The sequence below is a fragment of the Klebsiella sp. SYXHC3 genome (assembly GCF_057196925.1).
Genome location: NZ_JBXUNG010000005.1, coordinates 39128 through 58755, shown reverse-complemented (window position 1 = coordinate 58755; position 19628 = coordinate 39128). Strand labels below are relative to the sequence as shown.

Here is a 19628-nt window from a genome sequence, read left to right as displayed (position 1 = left end):
GCCTGAATTGGAGGGAATTACTTAATGAATATATTTATTGCTGGTCTTCGACATAGATACCGGCGGAAATAATCGCGCCGCCAATCCGGCGTTTACCATAAAGCAAACCAACGGGATAACCCTGTGAGGCGGTATTGGTTACGCCGCCAAAGGCATAGCTGGCTTTATTATCGGGGGATTCTTTACGGGCCAGCCCTGCTGGCTGAGGTGAAAGCATCTGGACGACACCGCCTAACATCATGGCACCACCCATCATGGCCATCTTCGAACCGACTGCCCAACCGACACCAGTCCAGCCACTCACATATCCGACAATTACCCCAACGGCGACCAAAACAGCCCCCATAATTGTTTGTAAAACACCGGCCTTTTTACTACCAATGACCACCGGAACTATACGTAAAACTTCGCCTGTTAGAGGAAAGGGCAAATCTTCTTCTCCAATATTTTTTTTACCTTTAAAAATAGCGAAGGTTATTCCTCTTTCTTTGCTGCTATTGAGGTATTTTTCAAACCCATCAATTGTACAGCATAATGCCCTAATTGCTTCAGATGAACTTGCAACTAATCTCTCATGATATTTACCAAAAGTTTTACCTAAAGTTCCGCTTAGTACTATTTTAGTCATTACCTCTTTCATATTAACCCCATAAAAAAAACCACCGAAGTGGGTTTATCAAAAACAAATAGATTTAAATGCAACTTCTTGCTGCACTTCCCCAAGGGTCATTCCAGCCTTTGGATATTGCGTAAACATTTACATCACTGCCACCGGCTTTATTGGTTTCTATTTTTACTACAGACACGGTACCCAATAAATCATCTGATGAAATTATTTTATAGCCAAACTCAGTAGGAATACTTGAACTTGAAGGCCGCAGCTCAATCCATTTGGGTGCGAGGCATTTATTTATTTCATCTGCACTTTTTGTGGAGTGCCCAGAATAAATTGTTTTTTGCGATTCAAGCGAACTTACCATGCAGCCACTAAGCAAGAATGCTGAAAAAAACAGAACTGCTTTATTCATCTCCATTTCCTTTTTGGATTTAATTTCCCCAAAGGTTAACACAGAGAATGATATCGGACGATTTTCATCGTTCTGTCTAACCAGTATCCACCATACGGTATACGCTGGCTGAGATGGCCATAAAGGTGGTGCAACAGCATGTTACCTTCCAGCAGAATCCCGGCATGGTTCCATTTGTCCGACTGCACCTGCATGATCACCATATCACCCGGCTGCGGGGGGCCATCAAATTCACGGAACCCGCATTCATACCAGCAATCGTGGTAGAAGTTTTCGGGATAGTCGTTTTCCCACCAAGGATAATCAACGCGGTAATCGTGCAGCTCGATGCCGTGGTTCTGCCGGAAATAGCTCATCACTAAACCCCAGCAATCATAATGGCCAAGCACGAACGGACGCTCGAGGAGGGGCAACTCTCCGCGTGGGTGGATGGTACGCAGATCGCCTTCTGGCCAGCTGATAATATGCCAGGGGAGCAGCGTTGCATCGCACTGCGCCTTATCCAGTTCGCTGGGTTGCGTGGTCGCATCAGGATGGCTGTGAACAATGCCGATAATCGTTCCCCAATCCTCTACCTCTGCGTAATCTTCTGGAGACAAGACGAAATTATCATTCGACTCGCTGGCCAGGTTCCTGCAGGGGAAATAGCGTTCCACTCTTCCCCTTTGAGCAATCAATCCGCATGCCTCACGCGGATAATCAGCTGCCGCATGAGCCTGTATCGCCTTAATCGTTTTCTGGCGCATATCAGCTCCTTATCAGCGACGTACCAGGGAATCCGCCGAACGGCAGCTCGTTATGCTCGCCATGACGTAATTTGCAGGCCGTAAGCGTTCCTGGGCAGACATCCTGTGATGGGTCATCAACCGGCTTGTTATTCTTGTCGAAATACTTTGTCCCGGCATAATCGCAGCCATCGCCACTACGGTATTTATTCCGAATACACCAGGTACAAACCGAATGATATTGCCGGGTAGGAATCATCATTCCCTGCAGGTCCATCGGGCTTGAAAGGGTAAACTCTACCTCCGTATCAGTTTCGAGGCTTTTGTAGTCAATGAAAAATAGCTGGCGCTTTTCCTGCGTCGGGTCCGCGGTTGTATTACCTTCAGGGAAGTTTCGCGCATCCAGATATTGCTTCTGCGTATCATGAATGGTGACCCGCGCCATCGCCAGATCGTCATAATGCAAACACAACGCGGTAATTTTCCCGTCTACGTTACCCACCCTGAGCGTGGGCTGCGCATCGCTGCCAGTAGTGGACGATTCGATGCCGTCGATATCGCATGGCCATGCTTTATATTCGGTGCCCTGCCACCAGATACTTTTAGCTGGCAATTTCGACTCATCACCACCGGCTGCAATAATTTCCTCGGCTGAGTGCGGAATATTATAGCCGTGGAAGTATAAGACCTCGTCCATATTGAAAGAACGGCCATCAATTTCAAAAAGCCGGATTGAATCACCCGGCTCCAGCTTCTGATAATCTGCATTAAGGCTCATGGTTTAAATCCCTGAATAAAGGTTGCCGACAGGGAGTAGTTCCCTCCACCCATCGGTACTGGTTTATATTGCTCACAACGGAAAAGCCCAATATCTTCAAGTGGTGGTGTCCACTGAAAAGATTTCGTACCGCCGTGCCGGTCCAGGAACAGTTTTATCGGTCGGATATAGTCTTCGGTACCGACAAAATTCAGCTCCCATTCCTGTGACCGGGTATTCAATCCATCCCCTGATACCTGCGCATATCCATCGCCGAACTGCGCCTTTCGGGTACGGAAATTCACCGTTTGCGTTGGGTTTACTCGGGGACTCCAGGTAAATATTTCTATAGCCATCAGCGTTGTCCTTTTACAGCGTTCCAGATAGCACCGCCTGGGCGCATATCTTTCGCCTGCAGCTCACGGTATTTCTTCTCAACGAACGACCCAATTTGCTGGCCAAACTCTTCAAAACCTGACGAGCTCTCAGTAGACGTCTTATCGCCGGAAATAGTGATCCAGACCTTTGGCCCTTCGGTGGTGCTGGCATTCTGACCACCACCAATGGCACGTACTCCCAAAGAACCATTACCGGCACGTGCCAGCGGCATAATGGCTTCCGGTCCTGCTTCACCAAATACACCAGCGCCTTTAGCAAAGGCGAAGAACTGCGGGGTATCGTGGATCTGATTGCTGTAGGCACTTAAGGAAGGTGAATCGTAGACGCCGCCTTTGGCGTTAAACTGGAAGCTACTACCCGCATTCTGGATCGCCGTCCCGGTACTGGCGCCAGCGGCGCCGGAGGCTGCACCACCCGCTATGCTGCTTCCAATACCAACCACTCCCATGATGGTCTGCATGATGGAACTGGTGACGAGCGCCTGCGCGGCCATATCAATGAGATTTTTGATGACTGCCTGCGTCAACGAGGAAAACAGGCCAACCATGTTTTCCTTGAAGCTTTGAGTTCGCGTCAGCATGCTCGTTAAGAAATTCGTGGAGCGCTCATGTGCCGTCTCGAATAGCCCAACGGCCAGGCTCTGGAATTCACCCTGCGATCGATATAGCTCCAGCGAGGTCTGATACTGCGCATCGGCGGACTCTTTCGTCGCCTTCTGCATCAGCATTTCGTACTGGTCTTTGCTAATCGCGCTGCCCTGATAGTACGACTGCAGTAAAGCCTGCCGCTTTGCTAGCTGATTACGAAGCGCTACCAGTGGATCAACTTCACCGGCGATATCCAGTTTAGGAGCCGCGATTTCGTCAGCCTGCGCCTGCAGTAACTCTTTGGCGGTATCCCTGGCCAGAGTTATTCGGGCAGTCTGGTAATCTTTTTCGGTAAGAAGACGGGCTTTGAAAAGCTCGGCAAGGTCCTGGCTGACTTCCTGTTCCTTGCGCAAGGTTTCCTGCGCCGGTGAATACTGTGCGGCCAGATCCAGTCGCTGCTTCTGGTAGTTCTCCGCATTCATCAATAGCGCGCGCTGAAGGTCGGCATCGCTGGCACCACTCTTCTTCGCTGCCTCCTGCAGCTCCCTGTTGCTGTCTTTCTCCTGAAGGTTAATCCGGGCCAGGCTGGATGCATGGGCCTCTTCAATTTGTTGCCGTAGCGTTTTGAACTGGTCGACCTTAGCCTTATTACCCTTCCCGGAGCCGGTACCACCGTCCCCGGTCCAGGGGTTCCCGTCGCCAGTCTCTTTGGGCGGCGCATTCAGCGCGCCTTTCAGGTCGTCTGTAAGGGACGTAATTTTTCCAGACAACCCAAGCTGAGCCAGCGTTTTGGCGTCACTGACGCGCTTGATATTTTCCTCTGTTTTACGCAATCCCTCGTTAACGCTATCGAGGTCCGCCCGCGCACGCGTCTGGTCTTTTTTCACCCCATCCAGCTGGCCGAAGGGGTCAAAGCCTTTTAGACTGCCAATACGGCTGTCGGCATCCTGAATCTCTTTAATCAGTTGGTTCCGCTGAACAACCTGGTTTTCATACTGATCCTCCAGGTCAAATTGCTTCACATTTAGCTGGTTAAGAGAGAGACGCATCAGCGCTTCGCTGGTTTCAACGACGGCGTCTTTTAAATTAATGGCTGATTGCCGGGCTTCCTGCGCTCGTTGATGGAAAAACAGTAAAGCAGAGCCAGCTAGTGTCGCGGCACCAAATGGGCCACCTACGAACGCCAAAGCACCTTTGGCCAGACCTACGGCGACCGATGCCGCGCGGGCAGTTATCGACAATTGCCGGTTAGCCGCCGCCAGCTTCAACTTCGCCTGGCTGGCCAGATTGGTTTGCTCAGTTTCCTGTCGGATAAGCCGGGTAAACTCATCCTGGTAACTGATATTCATCCCGTACTGTTTAGCCGTCCGCTCCATCTGCCGGTAGTAACCGAACTCGGCATCGTTTTGTTTCAGGATGGCTGCAGTTGAATCCAGCGTTTTACGGGCGATGTCTGCATCGGCAAGTGCTCTCGCTTTCACCGCCGCCTGGCTTTCCCGCCAGACAGAGATATTTTCCCGAAGCCCTGCGGTTAGTTTTGTGGAAAGAACCGGAATCAGGCTGTAAAGCGCAATACTGGAGACGGTATTAAAGTTATCCGCCAGGCCGTTCAGCGCCTCCGTAGCAGCCTGAATACCGCTGCGAAGAGGACCGTTACTGCTCTGGCCAATCTTAATGACCATCCCCTCAAACGCACTACTCAGCCCAAGCAGATCGCCGTTCAGGTTGTTGACCCTGATTGATGCCTGCTCATGCGCCGTTTGAGTACCGGTCAACGAAGCGGTTAATTCATCAAGCTTTGAACGGTTCTGGACGAGAATGGAAGCCGCGCTGAGGTTTTCCACGCCAAACAGCTTCACCGCCTGAGCCGTTGAAAGGTTCTTGCCTGCCAGCGTATTGAGCGCCTGGCTTAAGCCGACAACCGAAGGTTTCAGGGTTTTATCTGTTCCCTTTTCCAGATTCAGGATGACGTTTCGCAGCGCCGTTCCTGCCTCTCCACCTTTCACTTCACGCTCGGCCAGAACCTGAATGGCCGCATTCAGTTGTTCAAAACCGACGCCAGCCTGTGCAGCTGCGACGCCGCCATTTTTAATGGCTGCTGCCGTATCCGTAATTTCGGATGAACCGTACTTCGCGCCAGCGGCCAGAACGTTGATGTAACGATCCGCTTCCTGCGCACTGGCGCCATACTGGTTCAATGAAAGCGCGAGCGTTTTTGTTGCATCCGGGAGCGTCGTTCCGGCTGCCTGTGCCAGAATCAGCGCGCTGTTCGTCGCCTGCTGCAGACCATCTGACGTCTTAAGCAGCTCCGGTTTAGCCGATGCCATCAGCTTGAGCGCCTCAGCCGCCTGGCTGGCGCTGTACTCTGTCGTGCGCCCCATTTCCTGCGCGGCCAGATCCAGCGCTTTCATTTCATCAGCGGTCGCGCCGGTGATCGCCTGCAGGTCAGATAGCGCCTGGCCATACTGCCTGGACGTTGTGATGATCGTACTTATGGAAAGACCGGCGCCTGCCAGCCCCGCCAGCCTGCTGGCCATCCCGGATATAGACAGGCCGACCTTTTTATAGGCGTCTTCCGTCTTTTTCGCGTCCGCCTGGGCATTGCGGTTAAACCTTTTGGACTGGTTCTCCGCGTCGCCATACGCCCCCAAAAGCTGGGATTTAAAGTTGGCTGCGTTAAGGTGCAGCCCGACCGCTAAAGATGCGACGTCTGCCATTACATTAATGCCCTCATGACTGCCGCGCATTCCTCTTCCATCTTCGTCCGGGATGGCGCAGGTGTTGTTTCGGAAGGAGGCGCATTTTCATCGCCAGGGCGGCGGAAAATACCTTGTCTCAGGAAGTAAGCGCGCCAGTGGTACAGGGTGTTTGCCGGAAGTGCAGCAATTTTGGATGGGTCAGGCTCGCCCCAGCGGTCGGCCAGCCAGAAAATCAGCTCCAGCCAGGGCGAGTCATTTAGTTTTTTTCCGCTTCCTCCAGCGTCCCAATAGAGTGGCGTTTCACCTTCTCCACAGCTTCCAGCAGCTCTGGGTTTTCATGGGCCTTCAGCAGCTCTGCAACCGTTGGCTTTAATTCATCGGGAATAGCCGTTCCGTCTGGCTGAACCAGCGCATCGATAATGATCTGGACTAAATGCTCGGATGCCTCGCGCGGTACCCCAGCTTTTGTTGATTCCACCATTTTTTCTTCATAGCTAATCAGTTCATCCCCGGTCAGGCGGCGGATATAAACTTTTGCGCCGAATAGCTCGGTTTTAACTACCGTCGGGACTGATTTAAGAAGCGCGGACTTAAGCGCGGACAGGTCAAAATCTTTATCTTTCACAGGACGTCCTTAAAAATAAAAAGCCACCCGAAGGTGGCTATCTGTTATTGGTAAAAATGCTGCTTATTCGCCGCCAGCATCGGCACCGGCAGTACCCCAAACAATGCTGTTCTGCTTACCTTGCACAGTAATCTGAATCACTTCACTCGCTGGCGCGGTGATTTCATTCATCTGCCAGCCAGACAACGCCAGCAGCATTGTCGCGGTACGCTTGTTCGGCAATTCGACATAAAGCTGAATAGTCTCGCGGGCTTCTGCCGCATTAAGTAACGCCGTAAAGCTCACGTTAGCAGGATCATCAATGAACCCCAGCGATTTTTCCGGGCCATCCGGCAGATCGCTGATGGACTGCTTTTGTTTATCCTTCAGCGTGGTGCAGTCAACGAACCCACCGGTCTGGCCCATCGCGCCCAACGCTTTACAGTTATCAAGCGGCTTCAACGCCGCCAGCGCGTCGCCGGGTTTGCCCCATTTGGTTAGCGTGCCTGCAGGCAACATTGCATACTCAGGCGATGTCTGATTCTCAGCCATGATTATTCTCTCTTATATGAATCGGTAGCGATCGCTACCTGTTTTGAATACCGTTTCGAATTTCCACGGTCAGGACGCACAAAACTGTCTGGACGTTGTAATCCAGGGCGGGTCGAATAAAGGGGTCTGCAACCTGCTTAACCGTGCCGAACTCCTGCGCCAGCGCCTTCATATGGTGCTGCTTGCTGGGGCCAACACGGAGCGTTACAACCGCATTCCCTTGCGCCTTTCGGGTAGAAGAGCGGATTTTGATTGAATCCCGCATGTGCTGCCCGGTCGACGTTTCGTCGAAGCCGGCATGCTGCTTCATATCCTCCTCGACTACCTTTAATGCCTCGCGACCGGCATCCCGTAACACCTTCGTCGCGACCTTTTCCCCCAGGGCGGTTAACTGCCGTTCCAGCTCATCCAGCCCTTTAACTTCCATCCGAATCACGATGTATCCTCCACATAGTGAATGATGAAGTCGCGAATCAGGCGGTACTGGATGCTGCGGTTCGTCAGCGTCGTTTTATCCTGTTGAATGCCACCACGCTCAACATACTGGACCGGGACGCCATCCAGCTGGCCATGAACGATTGACTTCCATTCCGACCAGATTTTTTTATCCAGCCGCAACAGTGAGGTGTAATCATCAACACGATACAGATTCACCTGGATACGGGCCGATACGATCCCCGTCCGCAGTGTTCCCGAGTACATTTCCGGGTCAGAGATACGCTGAAAGGTCACCCCTTCCTGGACCGTGTCCGGCAGTAAAAGCGGGTACGCATTCATGCCGCTGATACGCTCCAGCTCATTTTTAATCGCCAGTTCTATCATGCCGCCCGTCTGCCTCCCCGGTAATGATGATCTGGTCCGTTTTTCGGTCGATATTTCGGACGGTATAAACCAGGTCTTTTGTCGTGATTTTCCAGTCGATATCGACCACCACGCCCGGATAGACGGTAAACAAACAGGTTTCCATAACCTGCTGTTGGTCCATCGTGCGGACTTTTCTACCTGATACCAGCTCCCGCTTTGCCCAGGCCTTTCCCGATTCAACTAACTTTTCCGGCAGCGGTTCGCCCAACGGCCCACGACCGGACTGAAGATAGCTAATCGTAATGCGGCAGTTCATCTCTCCCGGTTTCAGGCTCATACGGTATGCTCCTGAATAGGGAAAAGGAGATACTTCACTGCTGTGGTTTCCAGCCATTGCCCGGTGTGGCCATTCAGGTATGCATCACTGACCAGATACTGGATGGCCAGCTTGATATCTTCATCCGCGATGAATCCGCGTTCCGTCTCCGGGAGCGCCTGCAGCTCTTCATCATTGCTGACCAACTTGCAGTAATAATCACGCTCGATGCTCCGCTGCGCGGCGTTAACCATCTGCGTGAGCATGGCGTCATGTTCAGTGAAGTCCAGCTCCAGTCGGAGTTGGTTTTTCACTTCATCCAATGTCAGTATCAAAGTCGTCATCTCCCGGTTTTGGTGCCATCGCGCGTTTGGCATCCTTCGGCCACACAGCGATATGACGCTCAACCAGCTCTTCCGCATGCTTACTGTCAAACCATGCGATATCACCACGGGAATAGCGGCTATATGGGCCGAGGAACACGACGGATTTGCGTTCTGTCTGTGCGACCGCGGTCGCATGACTATCATCTGCAGCCGTTTCTTCCTGCTCTACGGGCTTATCTTTCTTCACAGCCATAGCATTCTCCTTAAATAGAAAAGCCCGCGTGAGCGGGCCTTATTGATGTATGTGGGAATTAGAACAGGACGCCGGTACCCAGGACCAAGCCTTCCGGGTGACGGAAACCGATATCATGCTCAACAACAACACGAATCAGCGACTGGTTACGGGCAAAGGCGGATACCAGATTGCCTTCGGCATCTTTGTAAGTGGCCTCTTTGGAGAAATCGACCGTCATTGCGCCATCTTCACCGATAACAACATCGTTGAAGTCAGCGAAATAAATTTCCGATTCTTTGCCACTTTCGCCCAGGTTAACCGGAATCGCGCTGGTACGCTGGATCGGATAGCCTTTCAGCATGCCCTGCGCCATTTCCGGGTAGACTTTGTTCCCGTTGCCGTCACGCAAACCAAACAGCTTCATATAGGTACGGTTCGACATGCCCCAGCCGCACTTAATCATGAGGCTGTTTCCATCCATCGCCATCAAAATAATCTTGTCCAGGTATTCATCAACCGTTTTCAGGTTAATCTCTGCAGCGGCTTCCCACGGAAGCAGGCGATTCCACTGCGTCGCGCGAGCCTTCATACCAATCGGTGTATCTTCGGTACCATCATCACGCATAAACGCTTTATCTTCGCGAACTGAGATAGCGGTCAGAATATCCTGCAGGACCAGCTGCTCAACGTTAAAACCGGCACGACCAATCAGCTGGTTCGAAATCGGTACCAGCGCGATCATGGTTTTTGCAGCCAGTTTTACGTCGTTGAATTTTGATTCAGACGCCTTCGCATCCTTCCCTTCACCGGTGTAGCTGGCCGTTGCACCGCCAGCGGAGCGCGGTAACGACAGATTACCGTTAGGCAGTGGGATAGAACGGGCACCCAGCTTACGAACGATGGTGCGTTCACTCAGCAGCTCAATGACCTCGTTCTGCATGTTCTCCGGGATAAGTGCGCCACCAGAACCAGCTGCAGTTGAGATGGCCATCGATACAGACTGGTCATTCAGTTCTTCAGCAGCAAAGACAGCTGCATCACGCAAATCGCCCTTCGTAGCAGCAATCGACATCACCATGCGCGTCATGCCTGCACCAGGGTATTGCTTCGGCTCTGCTTTGACGATGACCGCCGGACCGTGCTGGGTAGCTTTGACTGGCTTCGCGACCACTGCAGCGGCGCGTTCCGCTGCCTCCATACGATCCATTTTGGCGCTGATATCAGTGAACTGCTGCTGCAGGTTAGCAAATTCTGTCAGCTGCTCTGCTGTCAGCGTACCGCCGTTCGCTTCAATGGCTGCCAGGGCCTGAACTTGTTCGTTGATACCCGCACGCTGACGACGCAATTCTTCAATCTGTGGCATTTTATTTCTCTCTTTTTTAGGTATAAAAAAAGCAGCCCGAAGGCTGCTTTCTGGTAGTGACGCGTTTGCGTCGGGTTACATTTTGGTTTGCAGGTCCATCGCGGCTGCCTGCATCTGAATGGAGGTTTTTTGACGGGGTTGCTTATACTTCGCGGCGATCGCATTAATCGCCGACTGTGGGTCTGAGATTTCATCAGCAAGGCCAGCTGAAACAGCGCCTGGACCGAAATACAGCCCAGCTTGCGTATCAACGACGACCTGACGGTCGAGGCCGCGATATTCCGCTACTGACCCGGTAAACGTCTCGTACATTTCGTCAATCATCCCCTGGAACATGGCCTGTGCTTCTTCGCTTAGTGGCTCATGTTGGGTACCGTTATTTTTGTTATCACCCCGGAAGATCGTGGTAAACGTCAGCCCCATTTTCTCTTCCAGCTTTGATGTGTCCAGGTGCTCCATAATCACACCGATGGAGCCTACGCCACTGGTCTGGCTTACGATGATTTTGCTGCAGGCCGATGCGATGAAATACGCAGCTGAAAAAGCGTTGTAATTCACAATTGCCGTGATGGGTTTCGTCTCGCGAGACTGATAAATGTAATCAGCCAGCTCTTTACAGCCCACTGCCGCGCCACCGCCGGAGTTAATATCCAGAACGATTTCGCTGATTGATGGATCGTTTAATGCCGCGTTCAGCTGGCTGCGGATTCGCTCATAGCTCGTCAGCTCCGTGCAGGCCTGCGTGATTTGTCCGCGACGCGCTACCAGCAATCCGTGAACAGGAATAACAGCCACGCCACCGGCTGGCTGTACCTGCTCCGATGCCGGTGCTTTCTCCGCGTCCAGCGCTAACTGGATGCCGCTATTATCTACCGTTCCCTGGATACGGGGGATTAGTACCGCCTTTACTGAGTCCATCGTTTGTCGTGATACGTAATGCGGCACGCCAAAGACCATCTCCGCAAGGTGCGGAAGGTTAATTTGTTTCGTTGTCATGGTTTTTTACCGGTTAAGCCCACACTGCGGGTGGTATTCAGGATTGGGACAGGATGGTGTTGATTTCCGCTATCTGCTGCGCGGTCGGCTTCTTATCGCCAGGGATGATTTGTGCGCTGTCGACCATATTCAGTGGCGTCAGATATTTTTCACCACCGGCTATCGGCGGCAGGTTCTCCATACGGCGGATATCGTTAACCGACAACCAGCCCCACTGGCGGCCAAGCGCATAGGATTCATAACGCGATTTCTGGTCACCACGCAGTAAGCCGGAGACGTTGAATTCGATATACAAGTCGCGGCGTTCGCTGGGCAGCAACAAATCGCGCTGCAGCGCGCCTTCATGGCGCTTCAACCATGCCAGCAGCGTATACATCACGAACTGCAGGCCCTGGTGCTCGATGTTGTTGTTGGTCGCTTTCGCCAGCATTTGCACCATGTGTGGCGGGATTTTGTAGAGGCGGCAAACCTCTTCCACGCCCCACTGACGCGACTGCAGCAGCTGCGCTTTCTCGTTGTCCTGCGAGAGCGATTTGTAACTCATCCCCTCCTGCAGCAGCGCCACAGAGAACATGTTGTGTATCCCTGAATAGCGGTCGGTCCATTTCGCCAGCAGGCGGTCAATCGCGTCCTGGCTTTTAATTGCTCCCGCTTCTTTTGGCCGTTCAATCACGCCGCTCATTGTGGTGCCTCGACGGAATACGGCTGATGCATGCTCTTCAACTGCCAGATTCAGACCAAGAACGTCGGCGTTCGTCTGAATGGGAGAGGTACCGATATAGCCATCCAGCGAAAATACTTTCACATGGTGCATCATGCGCATTGGTAGGGTTTCGCCGATTTCCGGGATTTCGTAATACGGCATCCCATCCGGCCCCTTCAGGACAATCACCTTTTTCGGGTTAATTGGGATCAGCTCTTTCGGGTAGCCCTTTCCATCGCGGTCGATGATCGAGTAGCAATTTCCCTCCAGCCCCAGCAACCCCTGTTGCTGCTCAAAGTACTCGAATGAGGTGTCTTTTTTGTTTGGCTGGGAGTGAATCAGGTCATAAATCGGGTGGTCTGTCGCGCGTTGTCGCCCTCCATTTTTATCTCGTCGATAAAGTTCGACAGGCAGCTGCGCGACGGACTCCGCCAGGAGGGTTACGCACGCTCGAACAGCGGAAAGTGCAAGCGCCGTTTCCGGCGTAATCATGATACCGGCTTTACTCTGGCTGGAACTGACGCCGCCCAGCATCGCCTCCCAAAAACCGCCCCCTGAGACGGACCGTTTTTGTCCACGAAACATCTGGGGAATAAACATTATTTTTCCCCGTTATTTTTAACGCTGGCAGATGCCGAGCGCGCGATTAAAAAAGACCAGAGCAGGCAGATGATCCCGCCGGTGATAAACCCCGCTGCAGGTAATACAAGCCAGGCTCCAGCAGAAACCAATAAAGCCCCGGCAAGGCCAATAATGAAACTCAGAATTGTGATTAACACGCTACATCTTCCTCATCATATACCGATGTACCGCCACTGCTTTCATTCAGCATTGCGCGAGTCATAGCGTTAAATAACGCCGTGGCCCCATCGATTTTGCTTTGATTGTCTCCCTTTGTAGGGCGAACGAGATCGTCGCTACCAGGGATAAATTTCCCGATAACGTTGCTGATACACCAGGTAAGAATGGGATTGCCATCATGGTGGAATCGGCCACCGGCCAGAGCCGCTTCCAGCTCCTTCATTGCCGGTGACATATTGGTATAGTCCTGCCGGATATCGACGACGGTAAACCCGTTATCTTCCAACTGGTGGCGAAGCGCTGTTGCTCCTGCAGGGTCGATATCAATCTCGTCAATGCGGGTTTCACCCTGCATGTCGAGAATGCTGGCCAGAATCTCCCGATAATCAGCCTCAGCGCCATCTGTAGCCTCCAGAACCCTCATTTCATAGAATTTCTGGTATCGGTCTGCCGTCTTCAGCAGCTTTGGATCGGTTGTATTGATTGTGTCTTCTGGCACCCAAAATTTAGGCTTGATGCAGTAGTAATGCCGCTTACCTTCAATTTCCCGCGTAAACAACCGTATCCCGGCGTTCATATCCAGCTTTTTCGCAAGGTCGAGACCAATGTTGCAGCTGTCGTTGGCAAAATCTGCCAGCTCAAGGCTAGGGTCTTCAGCGGCTTTCCACTGCTCCATGTTGTAGAACGCGGATTTACCGGATACCCAGATATTGAGACGTTTGGTCTTAAAGGCATTAACCTTGCGGGGAACCTGTTTTGCTACTTCCAGAAGCTCAACCAGGTCGCTGTACTTAACCGAAACATCCAGATTTGGGTTAGCTTTGATTAAGTTTTTCGGGTCGGTCCAGTCATCGCCAGCATCCAGTTCGTAAATCATGCCAAACAGGCGATCATTACGGGTAATGCCTTCGATAACCTCTTTAACTTCCTTATCCTTGTCATAGCAAGGGGACTCAAGTGACGAACCGGCTGTCGTGATGATGAGCGTTAATGGCTGCGAACGGGCGCCCATACCCATCGTCATCGCTTCATACATATGATCCGTATCATGCTCATGATACTCGTCAATGATCGCGCAATGCGGGCTATCGCCATCGCCTGGTTTCCCCGCCATAGGCGCAAAAACAGAACCATCCGGGCGGGTCAGACTGTCGGTCCATACTGAAATATCAAATCTGGCGCGTAGTGCTGGCAGGCGGCTGGCCATCTGCCTGGCTGGGGTGAAAACCTTTTTCGCCTGCGCCATTGTTGTCGCACCGCAATACACTTCTGCGCTATTTTCACCATCAGCGCAGAACATGTAGGTGCCAATCCCGGCAGCAAAAAACGATTTCCCGTTTTTCCTTGCTACCCGGATATACGCTTCGCGAAATCGGCGTTTTTTATCCTTTTTCGTGACCCAGCCAAAAATCGAACTGAATATAAAAGTTTGCCACGGTTCCAGCTTTAATTTCTGTCCGGCTAAATCGCCGCTGGAGTGAGGTAATAGCTGAACGAACCGGCAGGCTCTTTCTGCTAAATCCCGGTCGAATCGGTAAGGGTGATTGCTATCGAGTGATTTCTTTAAGTCGTCAAAATGGCGCTGGCATGCCAGCCGGATAGCTCTGCAGGCGACTATTTTTCCGTCTACAATATCCCGCGCATATTTGTTCGCCACATTGACGTTTGGATATGCGGCCATGCTCCGTCCTTAAGTCATTAGGGCCGCACCACAATTAAAAATCGTCGAACTCACCGCTGGAATTATTATTATCTCCGGGCTGTTTCTTCAGGATGCGGCTATTGGGGTCCAGCTTTAATACAACGGAGAGTCGAATTAATTCGCTGATATAACGGCTGCGTGCTTTTACTGCTGCGCCAAGTTTCTGGCCACCGGCTGCGGTATCATCACCAAGGCCATCGCTTTTAATTTCCTGATTGGCGTCGTACAGCAGCTGCACGGTATTGCAGTACTCCATCAGCAAATAACAATCCTCCATCTGGAACGTGCCACGGCTAATCAAAATTTTGCACGTCCGTCTCCAGGCATCGATGGCCATATCGCCCAGCAGTTCATCTGGCGGAGTTACCGCTCTGGTAACAGGACTAACCTGGGTTCCTGTGTTGTTCGATTTTCTTCCAGCACCAGGTGATCGCATCCCCGTAGTCATTAAAAAGCACCCCAAAACGTCCCAAAAAAAAATTCTTATTTCACACGCGCAAAAATCTACCTGAAGCGGCAGTCCCGAAGCGCGAAAGGGGTTAGGGATTTGACCCCCCTTCCCCCTGGCGGCAGTTGCCTCAGTCGAGGTGGAAGTCGCCATTCGGGCCGCGGCCTGACCGCTTTAATACTTCATCGTTTTTATTCCTCTAACTCAGGAGCGGTTCCGCCATCAGCCTGCAGCACACTTTCAGGGATACGGCTTTCCAACGGCTGCATCTCAAAGATTTTGAGTCCATCGAAACCAAGGAAGGTTGTGTTGGTATTGATATTGCCGGTGATGAAGTCGCTAACATCCATCAATAAAGCGTTAACGATGCTTTCTGTGTCCTGCCGCCAGTAGTTCTCGATGGCCGTCAGTAACGGATCAGAACCATTGCTAACTGACTGCTCGCCAACCTGGTAGGTTTTCTTGTTGTCTTTCCCGGAGACACATACCAGCTTGCTGGTCTGCATGGATACCTGATCCGAGTTGTTCACCTTAACGGTGATCGTAGCGACCTTATTGCCTTCATCGTTCGTGCTGGAGGCATAGAACATGGCTAGGGTTAGCTCATTACGGTTATACATTATTGGCTCCGTTGACGGTTACGGCGGCGGCGGCCACGCGGTTGCGGTTGTTGGGCTGGTGGAAGGTGCTCTCCTTCCTTCGGCGGTTCTGCACTAACTGGAACCGTTGGTTCGGCTTGCACCTGCTGGGGCGGTGGCGCAGGCATCTCTTCTACCGGACCTCCGCCCATTTCAACCTTCAGCAAGGGCTTTTCCTCGAGCGTATGGCTGAAGTAAAGCGCTGTTACTCCGGCACCGAGGAATGACGTTCCGTTTTTCTCCAGGGCAACCAACTGCCCATCAACGTATTCAATTTTAAGATTCGTGGCGGTCATCGCGTTCTCTCTGTTGCTGTTTTCTTTCTGTGACATGGCCAGCACAATGACTCCAGGTTGGAGTCGTCATCAGTACCGCCGTGGGCTTTAGGGATGATGTGGTCGACGCTGGTAGCTTTTGTGGCTATGCCGTGGCGTCGGCAGTTCTGACAAAGATATTTGTCGTGCTGGAGAACTCTGGCGCGGCGAATTTCCCACGGTCGGCCATAACCCCTTTCATGCCGACTTTTCCCAGCCTGATAATTGCGCCAACCATCGCCAGCATGTTGCAGTCGGTGGGCGTCACAATATCCGCTGGCATCATTGGTTATTGCCGCGCACCCCCGGTGGCGGCATGGGCGTTTAGAGCGGGCTGGCATTAGCGGTTATTCTTAATCGCAGACCAGGCTTTACTACCCGGTCTAAACGCAATATTTAAAGCGGTATCAATCCGCTTAGATATGTCGTTACCGACATCATCTATCGTCTTCAGGGCTGCGCTAGCATCCATATCAACTTTTATCGTAATGGTTGAAGTCTGTTTTTCCTTACAATCGGCGCCTGGCTTGATGCTCAATGCGGGGATTGTTGTACCGAATATTGAGCCAGAAACTAAATGGCCAGCAATGAGGCCATTAACGTATTCAATCTTGATATTTTGCATCATGGACCTTTATGAATAAAAAAGCCTCGCATCTGCGAGGCTACTGGTTAAACATCATGGTGTTGCTGGGCGGCATTGAGAAAACTCTATTCAAAGGCTATTTGGCAAAAGAAACATCCGGATTTAGAACTTGATGTATCCAGTGCATTGAAATATCCGAAAAATGTGATAACGTCAGTTTGGACCAAAACGATAACTGTTTTTATTCATATTACATCTCGCCCTGTTCCCCCATAAAACAGGGCTTTTTTTTTATTCGCCCACCAGAAAAATCAACACAAAACGTATGGGCTAGATACATTAATACCCATAAAAAAGGCCGCATCAGCGACCGTAGGAAATAAGGAAAATATATTTCCACAATCAGGCATACATCCAACCTAACACACTAATAATTATTGCTAGTACGATTAAAGTTATGGCCGTCTTGCGCATGAATACACCATAAAACGCCAATGCCATTCCAATACAAACGACTATCAATACAGGCCACATGTTAAGCAAAAGTAATAAGTAAGCTTCCAAATCGCTGTGAATCGTCACAATTACTCCGAATTCATTAAGTCAGCCATTCCATAGTTCAAAACTTCGTCACACGATATCATGTGATTGCCCCTTACAAGACCAGATCCTATCACAAAATTTTAACAAGAGAGTGCTGTTTGTGAGCAGTATCGGGAGATTTACCCACTACCCTTAGATGAGATAGACATTCTCATCGATTTGTTATTTGCCAGGATATCGCACCTGAACTGCTCTGAAAATATTTTCGAGTTATTTACCGCTTACGCTTGTTGTTTCTGAGCTGGCTTCTAGGCTAAAAGAGCCATTACATAAAAGACCTTGCGTTTACTTACCCGTGGACCTCAAGGATGAGGCCATTTATTTCACTCGCTGAGAGGAGTTAATGCTCTGGCAGTTAGCTAGCACCAATTTATTGTGCGCCAGAATGTCGCGCTTGGTCTGCTTATCCAGCACGTCGATATCGTGGTCGGTCAGGTAGATAATTCGTACCCAGCTGCAGGCCGTATCAACCACCACCGGGGCGGGTAAAGTTTTCGCGCAGCTCCCGATCAACATCGTCATCAGGCATATGGCTAACAGTCTGCTGAACATTGCTGGCCTCTCTGGTGGCTTCCTCTTTCCGTTCAGCCGCGGCGACGCTAGCAGCGGCTTTCTCTTCAGTACGCTTTTGTGCTGCTTTGGCTTCTGCCTTACTGGTCCCGCGGCTGAACGCACCAGCGATAGCACCCATGATGAGGACCACCAGCCCAGCAATAATTTCAAAGCTCATTGTTGCGGCTCCTTCTGTTCGTCGGCCTTATCTTTCAATGCTGGCTGGCGTACGTATTGTGAGAGCACCGCCAGCACTACCAGGGCGGGACTAATCATCGCAACGATGTTTGGCGGCAAGATGTTTTTGATGTCCGGTGGCAGCATCGCCCAGGCATGAAGTGCTGCATGCGGGAATGACTGCGCCCATACACCAACCAGTGCACCAGCTGTCCCCAGACGAACAGACCAAGTTCTAAGTAACAGGCGAGCATGTCCCACAAACTCAAGACGGGTATACTTTCTTAACAGCAACAACGTTAAAACAGCCACCAGTGCAAGCAGGAAGAAAATAATAAGCTTCATAGGTTTACTCTCTCCTTCACCCACCCGAAGAGAAATTCTTCATTGGCTTCCCGCGCTTCCGCCAGTTCGAGATACCGTGCGCCCTGACTGCAGTTCAACCCTTTCAGCATCACCGTGACCCCTGCGCTACCCCGTACGGCGAGGTAACTGCGCAGCGCGGCGATCGTGATGTTCCCGATGACGCCATCTGGTTTCAGGTCGGGATACAGTTTGCCGCGTTGGTTCAGTGCCGTCAGCCAACGCTGCAGGAAAGTTGTGGAAACACGCGGCCCCATGTTGACGCCGGTATCGCATAACTCTTCTGCGATTGATGGTGACAGTTCGGCGATCTTGTCAAATTTGGGCTCCAACCAATACTGCTGCATATAGATTTCTTTCGCAGTATCCCTAGGGAGCTCTTTCATATCGCCTTTGTAACCGTATGCACGGGCTGTGTTCTGGGTGATACCCCAACGAGTAGGACCACCTTTATCATTCGGGTTATTAACGTAACCCCCTTCTTTGCCGAGGATGGCTTCAATGATCTGGTCTGCTGTCATTGTGCTTTCACTCCGGTAATGCGTTCCCAAAAGTACGTAAGCGCCACAGAGCCCATCGCACCGCTAATGCCTGAAGTTACCAAGATCATGTAAAGGCTAAGTCCGCTTTCCACGCTAACCAACCCGCCGATAAGCCCTGTAAACCCGGATACCGCAATTTGAGCGAGAGCGTTAATCCAGCTCCAGGTGGCTTTGTTTTGCTTAACGTCAATCAGGTATCGGACAAGGCCGCCCCAGCATGACAGAGCAAGGACAATCAGCCATGAAACTCCGGCAATGCTTTCTTTATCTTGCATACGTTTAGCCATATCACCTCCGGGTTAACGGGGTGCTGTATGAGTTTGAAAGGATCAGGCCTATCAGGCTGATTTAACAACGAGCCGTATCGATGATGAATCCCGTGAACCTGAAATGAAAAAGGCCACGCAAATGCGCAGCCTGTAATTGTCGTGGGTAATATTTTTAATTGTCGCCAGAGGATCACTGACGCTGGAAATCACCACAAGCGGTTGAAATCTGATCCACCAGATAGCAAAAAGCGCCGCAAGGTAGCGAGGTCATCAAGTGATTGTCTGGTGGCCGGTGCAGATCTCCGGCTTGAACCTATTCTGGTACTCCCGCGATTTACTAAAGCGACCTGGAGCGCATTAGCGGTCTTCGCTGATTTTCATCGCGTCGGCTTCACGCATCAGCCTGCGCATTCACCACAACGATAATGGCGCTCAGTGCATTTAAGCCAGGTCCCATAAGGGAAAGTGCCATTATCTGTTGCGCGCTCCGTTTCGTGGAGCAACGTCGTTTTGCGAAGGCGGAATTGACACGGAGTATT

The 19628-nt window shown here is 51.4% G+C and carries 29 protein-coding genes; 1 reads left to right on the top strand and 28 read right to left on the bottom strand.

The features are described 5' to 3' along the window. Positions 1 to 34 precede the first annotated feature (34 nt). The 23 genes from AC2CGP_RS14500 to AC2CGP_RS14390 form a co-directional block, all read right to left on the bottom strand. Entirely contained in the window at positions 35 to 640 is a 606-nt protein-coding gene (locus tag AC2CGP_RS14500; protein ID WP_410795489.1) for a tail assembly protein, read from the bottom strand. A gap of 52 nt (positions 641 to 692) precedes the next feature. After that, a complete protein-coding gene (locus AC2CGP_RS14495; protein WP_484502378.1) occupies positions 693 to 1028 on the bottom strand; it encodes a hypothetical protein in 336 nt (111 codons plus the stop codon). 35 nt (positions 1029 to 1063) lie between these two features. Continuing rightward, on the bottom strand, positions 1064 to 1774 hold the full coding sequence (locus AC2CGP_RS14490) for a C40 family peptidase (RefSeq protein WP_484502377.1): 711 nt from the start codon (positions 1772 to 1774) through the stop codon (positions 1064 to 1066). Position 1775: 1 nt separating this feature from the next. After that, positions 1776 to 2531: a phage minor tail protein L gene (locus AC2CGP_RS14485; RefSeq protein ID WP_484502376.1), complete on the bottom strand. Its 756-nt coding sequence runs from the start codon at positions 2529 to 2531 to the stop codon at positions 1776 to 1778. Next, a complete protein-coding gene (locus tag AC2CGP_RS14480) occupies positions 2528 to 2866 on the bottom strand; it encodes a phage tail protein (protein ID WP_319840642.1) in 339 nt (112 codons plus the stop codon). The genes AC2CGP_RS14485 and AC2CGP_RS14480 overlap by 4 nt, the downstream gene beginning before the upstream one ends. After that, entirely contained in the window at positions 2866 to 6213 is a 3348-nt protein-coding gene (locus AC2CGP_RS14475; RefSeq protein WP_484502392.1) for a phage tail tape measure protein, read from the bottom strand. Before AC2CGP_RS14475 ends, AC2CGP_RS14480 begins: the two co-directional genes overlap by 1 nt. Before the next feature lie 238 nt (positions 6214 to 6451). Further along, positions 6452 to 6820 (bottom strand): phage tail protein, encoded by a 369-nt coding sequence (locus AC2CGP_RS14470; protein ID WP_484502375.1) that lies wholly within the window; start codon positions 6818 to 6820, stop codon positions 6452 to 6454. A 63-nt stretch (positions 6821 to 6883) separates the two neighbouring features. After that, positions 6884 to 7351 carry a phage tail protein gene (locus tag AC2CGP_RS14465; protein WP_200783277.1) on the bottom strand — a complete coding sequence of 156 codons (468 nt, stop codon included), beginning with the start codon at positions 7349 to 7351 and terminating at the stop codon, positions 6884 to 6886. Between the two features lie 34 nt (positions 7352 to 7385). After that, on the bottom strand, positions 7386 to 7778 hold the full coding sequence (locus tag AC2CGP_RS14460; protein ID WP_484502391.1) for an HK97-gp10 family putative phage morphogenesis protein: 393 nt from the start codon (positions 7776 to 7778) through the stop codon (positions 7386 to 7388). A 5-nt stretch (positions 7779 to 7783) separates the two neighbouring features. Beyond that, a complete protein-coding gene (locus AC2CGP_RS14455) occupies positions 7784 to 8173 on the bottom strand; it encodes a hypothetical protein (RefSeq protein ID WP_484502374.1) in 390 nt (129 codons plus the stop codon). Beyond that, positions 8154 to 8492: a phage head completion protein gene (locus AC2CGP_RS14450; RefSeq protein WP_032722463.1), complete on the bottom strand. Its 339-nt coding sequence runs from the start codon at positions 8490 to 8492 to the stop codon at positions 8154 to 8156. The genes AC2CGP_RS14455 and AC2CGP_RS14450 overlap by 20 nt, the downstream gene beginning before the upstream one ends. Then, positions 8489 to 8806, bottom strand: a complete 318-nt coding sequence (locus AC2CGP_RS14445; RefSeq protein WP_072383121.1) for a head-tail connector protein — start codon at positions 8804 to 8806, stop codon at positions 8489 to 8491. The genes AC2CGP_RS14450 and AC2CGP_RS14445 overlap by 4 nt, the downstream gene beginning before the upstream one ends. Continuing rightward, positions 8787 to 9050: a hypothetical protein gene (locus AC2CGP_RS14440; protein WP_045389564.1), complete on the bottom strand. Its 264-nt coding sequence runs from the start codon at positions 9048 to 9050 to the stop codon at positions 8787 to 8789. The genes AC2CGP_RS14445 and AC2CGP_RS14440 overlap by 20 nt, the downstream gene beginning before the upstream one ends. A gap of 58 nt (positions 9051 to 9108) precedes the next feature. Further along, on the bottom strand, positions 9109 to 10395 hold the full coding sequence (locus AC2CGP_RS14435) for a phage major capsid protein (RefSeq protein ID WP_148406562.1): 1287 nt from the start codon (positions 10393 to 10395) through the stop codon (positions 9109 to 9111). A gap of 75 nt (positions 10396 to 10470) precedes the next feature. Then, positions 10471 to 11391, bottom strand: coding sequence for a S49 family peptidase (locus AC2CGP_RS14430; RefSeq protein WP_148406561.1), 921 nt, complete (start codon positions 11389 to 11391; stop codon positions 10471 to 10473). A 37-nt stretch (positions 11392 to 11428) separates the two neighbouring features. Beyond that, positions 11429 to 12694: a phage portal protein gene (locus AC2CGP_RS14425; RefSeq protein WP_406912296.1), complete on the bottom strand. Its 1266-nt coding sequence runs from the start codon at positions 12692 to 12694 to the stop codon at positions 11429 to 11431. Continuing rightward, positions 12694 to 12873 carry a hypothetical protein gene (locus AC2CGP_RS14420; protein WP_032722455.1) on the bottom strand — a complete coding sequence of 60 codons (180 nt, stop codon included), beginning with the start codon at positions 12871 to 12873 and terminating at the stop codon, positions 12694 to 12696. Before AC2CGP_RS14420 ends, AC2CGP_RS14425 begins: the two co-directional genes overlap by 1 nt. Continuing rightward, on the bottom strand, positions 12867 to 14576 hold the full coding sequence (locus AC2CGP_RS14415) for a terminase large subunit (protein ID WP_484502373.1): 1710 nt from the start codon (positions 14574 to 14576) through the stop codon (positions 12867 to 12869). The genes AC2CGP_RS14420 and AC2CGP_RS14415 overlap by 7 nt, the downstream gene beginning before the upstream one ends. Before the next feature lie 34 nt (positions 14577 to 14610). Then, the gene (locus AC2CGP_RS14410; protein ID WP_072383085.1) at positions 14611 to 15045 is read right to left on the bottom strand and encodes a P27 family phage terminase small subunit; all 435 of its coding nucleotides are present in this window, start codon (positions 15043 to 15045) and stop codon (positions 14611 to 14613) included. Between the two features lie 191 nt (positions 15046 to 15236). After that, positions 15237 to 15668 (bottom strand): hypothetical protein, encoded by a 432-nt coding sequence (locus tag AC2CGP_RS14405; RefSeq protein WP_428891168.1) that lies wholly within the window; start codon positions 15666 to 15668, stop codon positions 15237 to 15239. Beyond that, entirely contained in the window at positions 15665 to 16015 is a 351-nt protein-coding gene (locus tag AC2CGP_RS14400) for a hypothetical protein (RefSeq protein ID WP_428891102.1), read from the bottom strand. The genes AC2CGP_RS14405 and AC2CGP_RS14400 overlap by 4 nt, the downstream gene beginning before the upstream one ends. Beyond that, on the bottom strand, positions 15976 to 16338 hold the full coding sequence (locus tag AC2CGP_RS14395; protein WP_032707024.1) for an HNH endonuclease: 363 nt from the start codon (positions 16336 to 16338) through the stop codon (positions 15976 to 15978). Before AC2CGP_RS14395 ends, AC2CGP_RS14400 begins: the two co-directional genes overlap by 40 nt. Further along, positions 16338 to 16625, bottom strand: a complete 288-nt coding sequence (locus AC2CGP_RS14390) for a hypothetical protein (protein ID WP_484502372.1) — start codon at positions 16623 to 16625, stop codon at positions 16338 to 16340. Before AC2CGP_RS14390 ends, AC2CGP_RS14395 begins: the two co-directional genes overlap by 1 nt. 8 nt (positions 16626 to 16633) lie before the next feature. Here AC2CGP_RS14390 and AC2CGP_RS14385 point away from each other — a divergent pair, with 8 nt between their 5' ends. Continuing rightward, on the top strand, positions 16634 to 16756 hold the full coding sequence (locus tag AC2CGP_RS14385) for a hypothetical protein (protein WP_257986015.1): 123 nt from the start codon (positions 16634 to 16636) through the stop codon (positions 16754 to 16756). Positions 16757 to 17504: 748 nt separating this feature from the next. Here AC2CGP_RS14385 and AC2CGP_RS14380 read toward each other — a convergent pair. From AC2CGP_RS14380 to AC2CGP_RS14360, 5 genes are read right to left on the bottom strand one after another with little or no spacing between them, the layout of a single operon-like run. Further along, positions 17505 to 17702 (bottom strand): hypothetical protein, encoded by a 198-nt coding sequence (locus AC2CGP_RS14380; protein ID WP_032705630.1) that lies wholly within the window; start codon positions 17700 to 17702, stop codon positions 17505 to 17507. Then, entirely contained in the window at positions 17653 to 17916 is a 264-nt protein-coding gene (locus tag AC2CGP_RS14375; protein WP_484502371.1) for a hypothetical protein, read from the bottom strand. The genes AC2CGP_RS14380 and AC2CGP_RS14375 overlap by 50 nt, the downstream gene beginning before the upstream one ends. After that, entirely contained in the window at positions 17913 to 18260 is a 348-nt protein-coding gene (locus tag AC2CGP_RS14370; RefSeq protein ID WP_032710188.1) for a DUF7940 domain-containing protein, read from the bottom strand. Before AC2CGP_RS14370 ends, AC2CGP_RS14375 begins: the two co-directional genes overlap by 4 nt. Continuing rightward, positions 18257 to 18799 carry a glycoside hydrolase family 108 protein gene (locus tag AC2CGP_RS14365; RefSeq protein ID WP_327061463.1) on the bottom strand — a complete coding sequence of 181 codons (543 nt, stop codon included), beginning with the start codon at positions 18797 to 18799 and terminating at the stop codon, positions 18257 to 18259. Before AC2CGP_RS14365 ends, AC2CGP_RS14370 begins: the two co-directional genes overlap by 4 nt. Next, complete coding sequence (locus AC2CGP_RS14360) at positions 18796 to 19095, bottom strand: phage holin family protein (RefSeq protein WP_314733219.1); 300 nt, start codon at positions 19093 to 19095, stop codon at positions 18796 to 18798. Before AC2CGP_RS14360 ends, AC2CGP_RS14365 begins: the two co-directional genes overlap by 4 nt. Between the last annotated feature and the right edge of the window lie 533 nt (positions 19096 to 19628).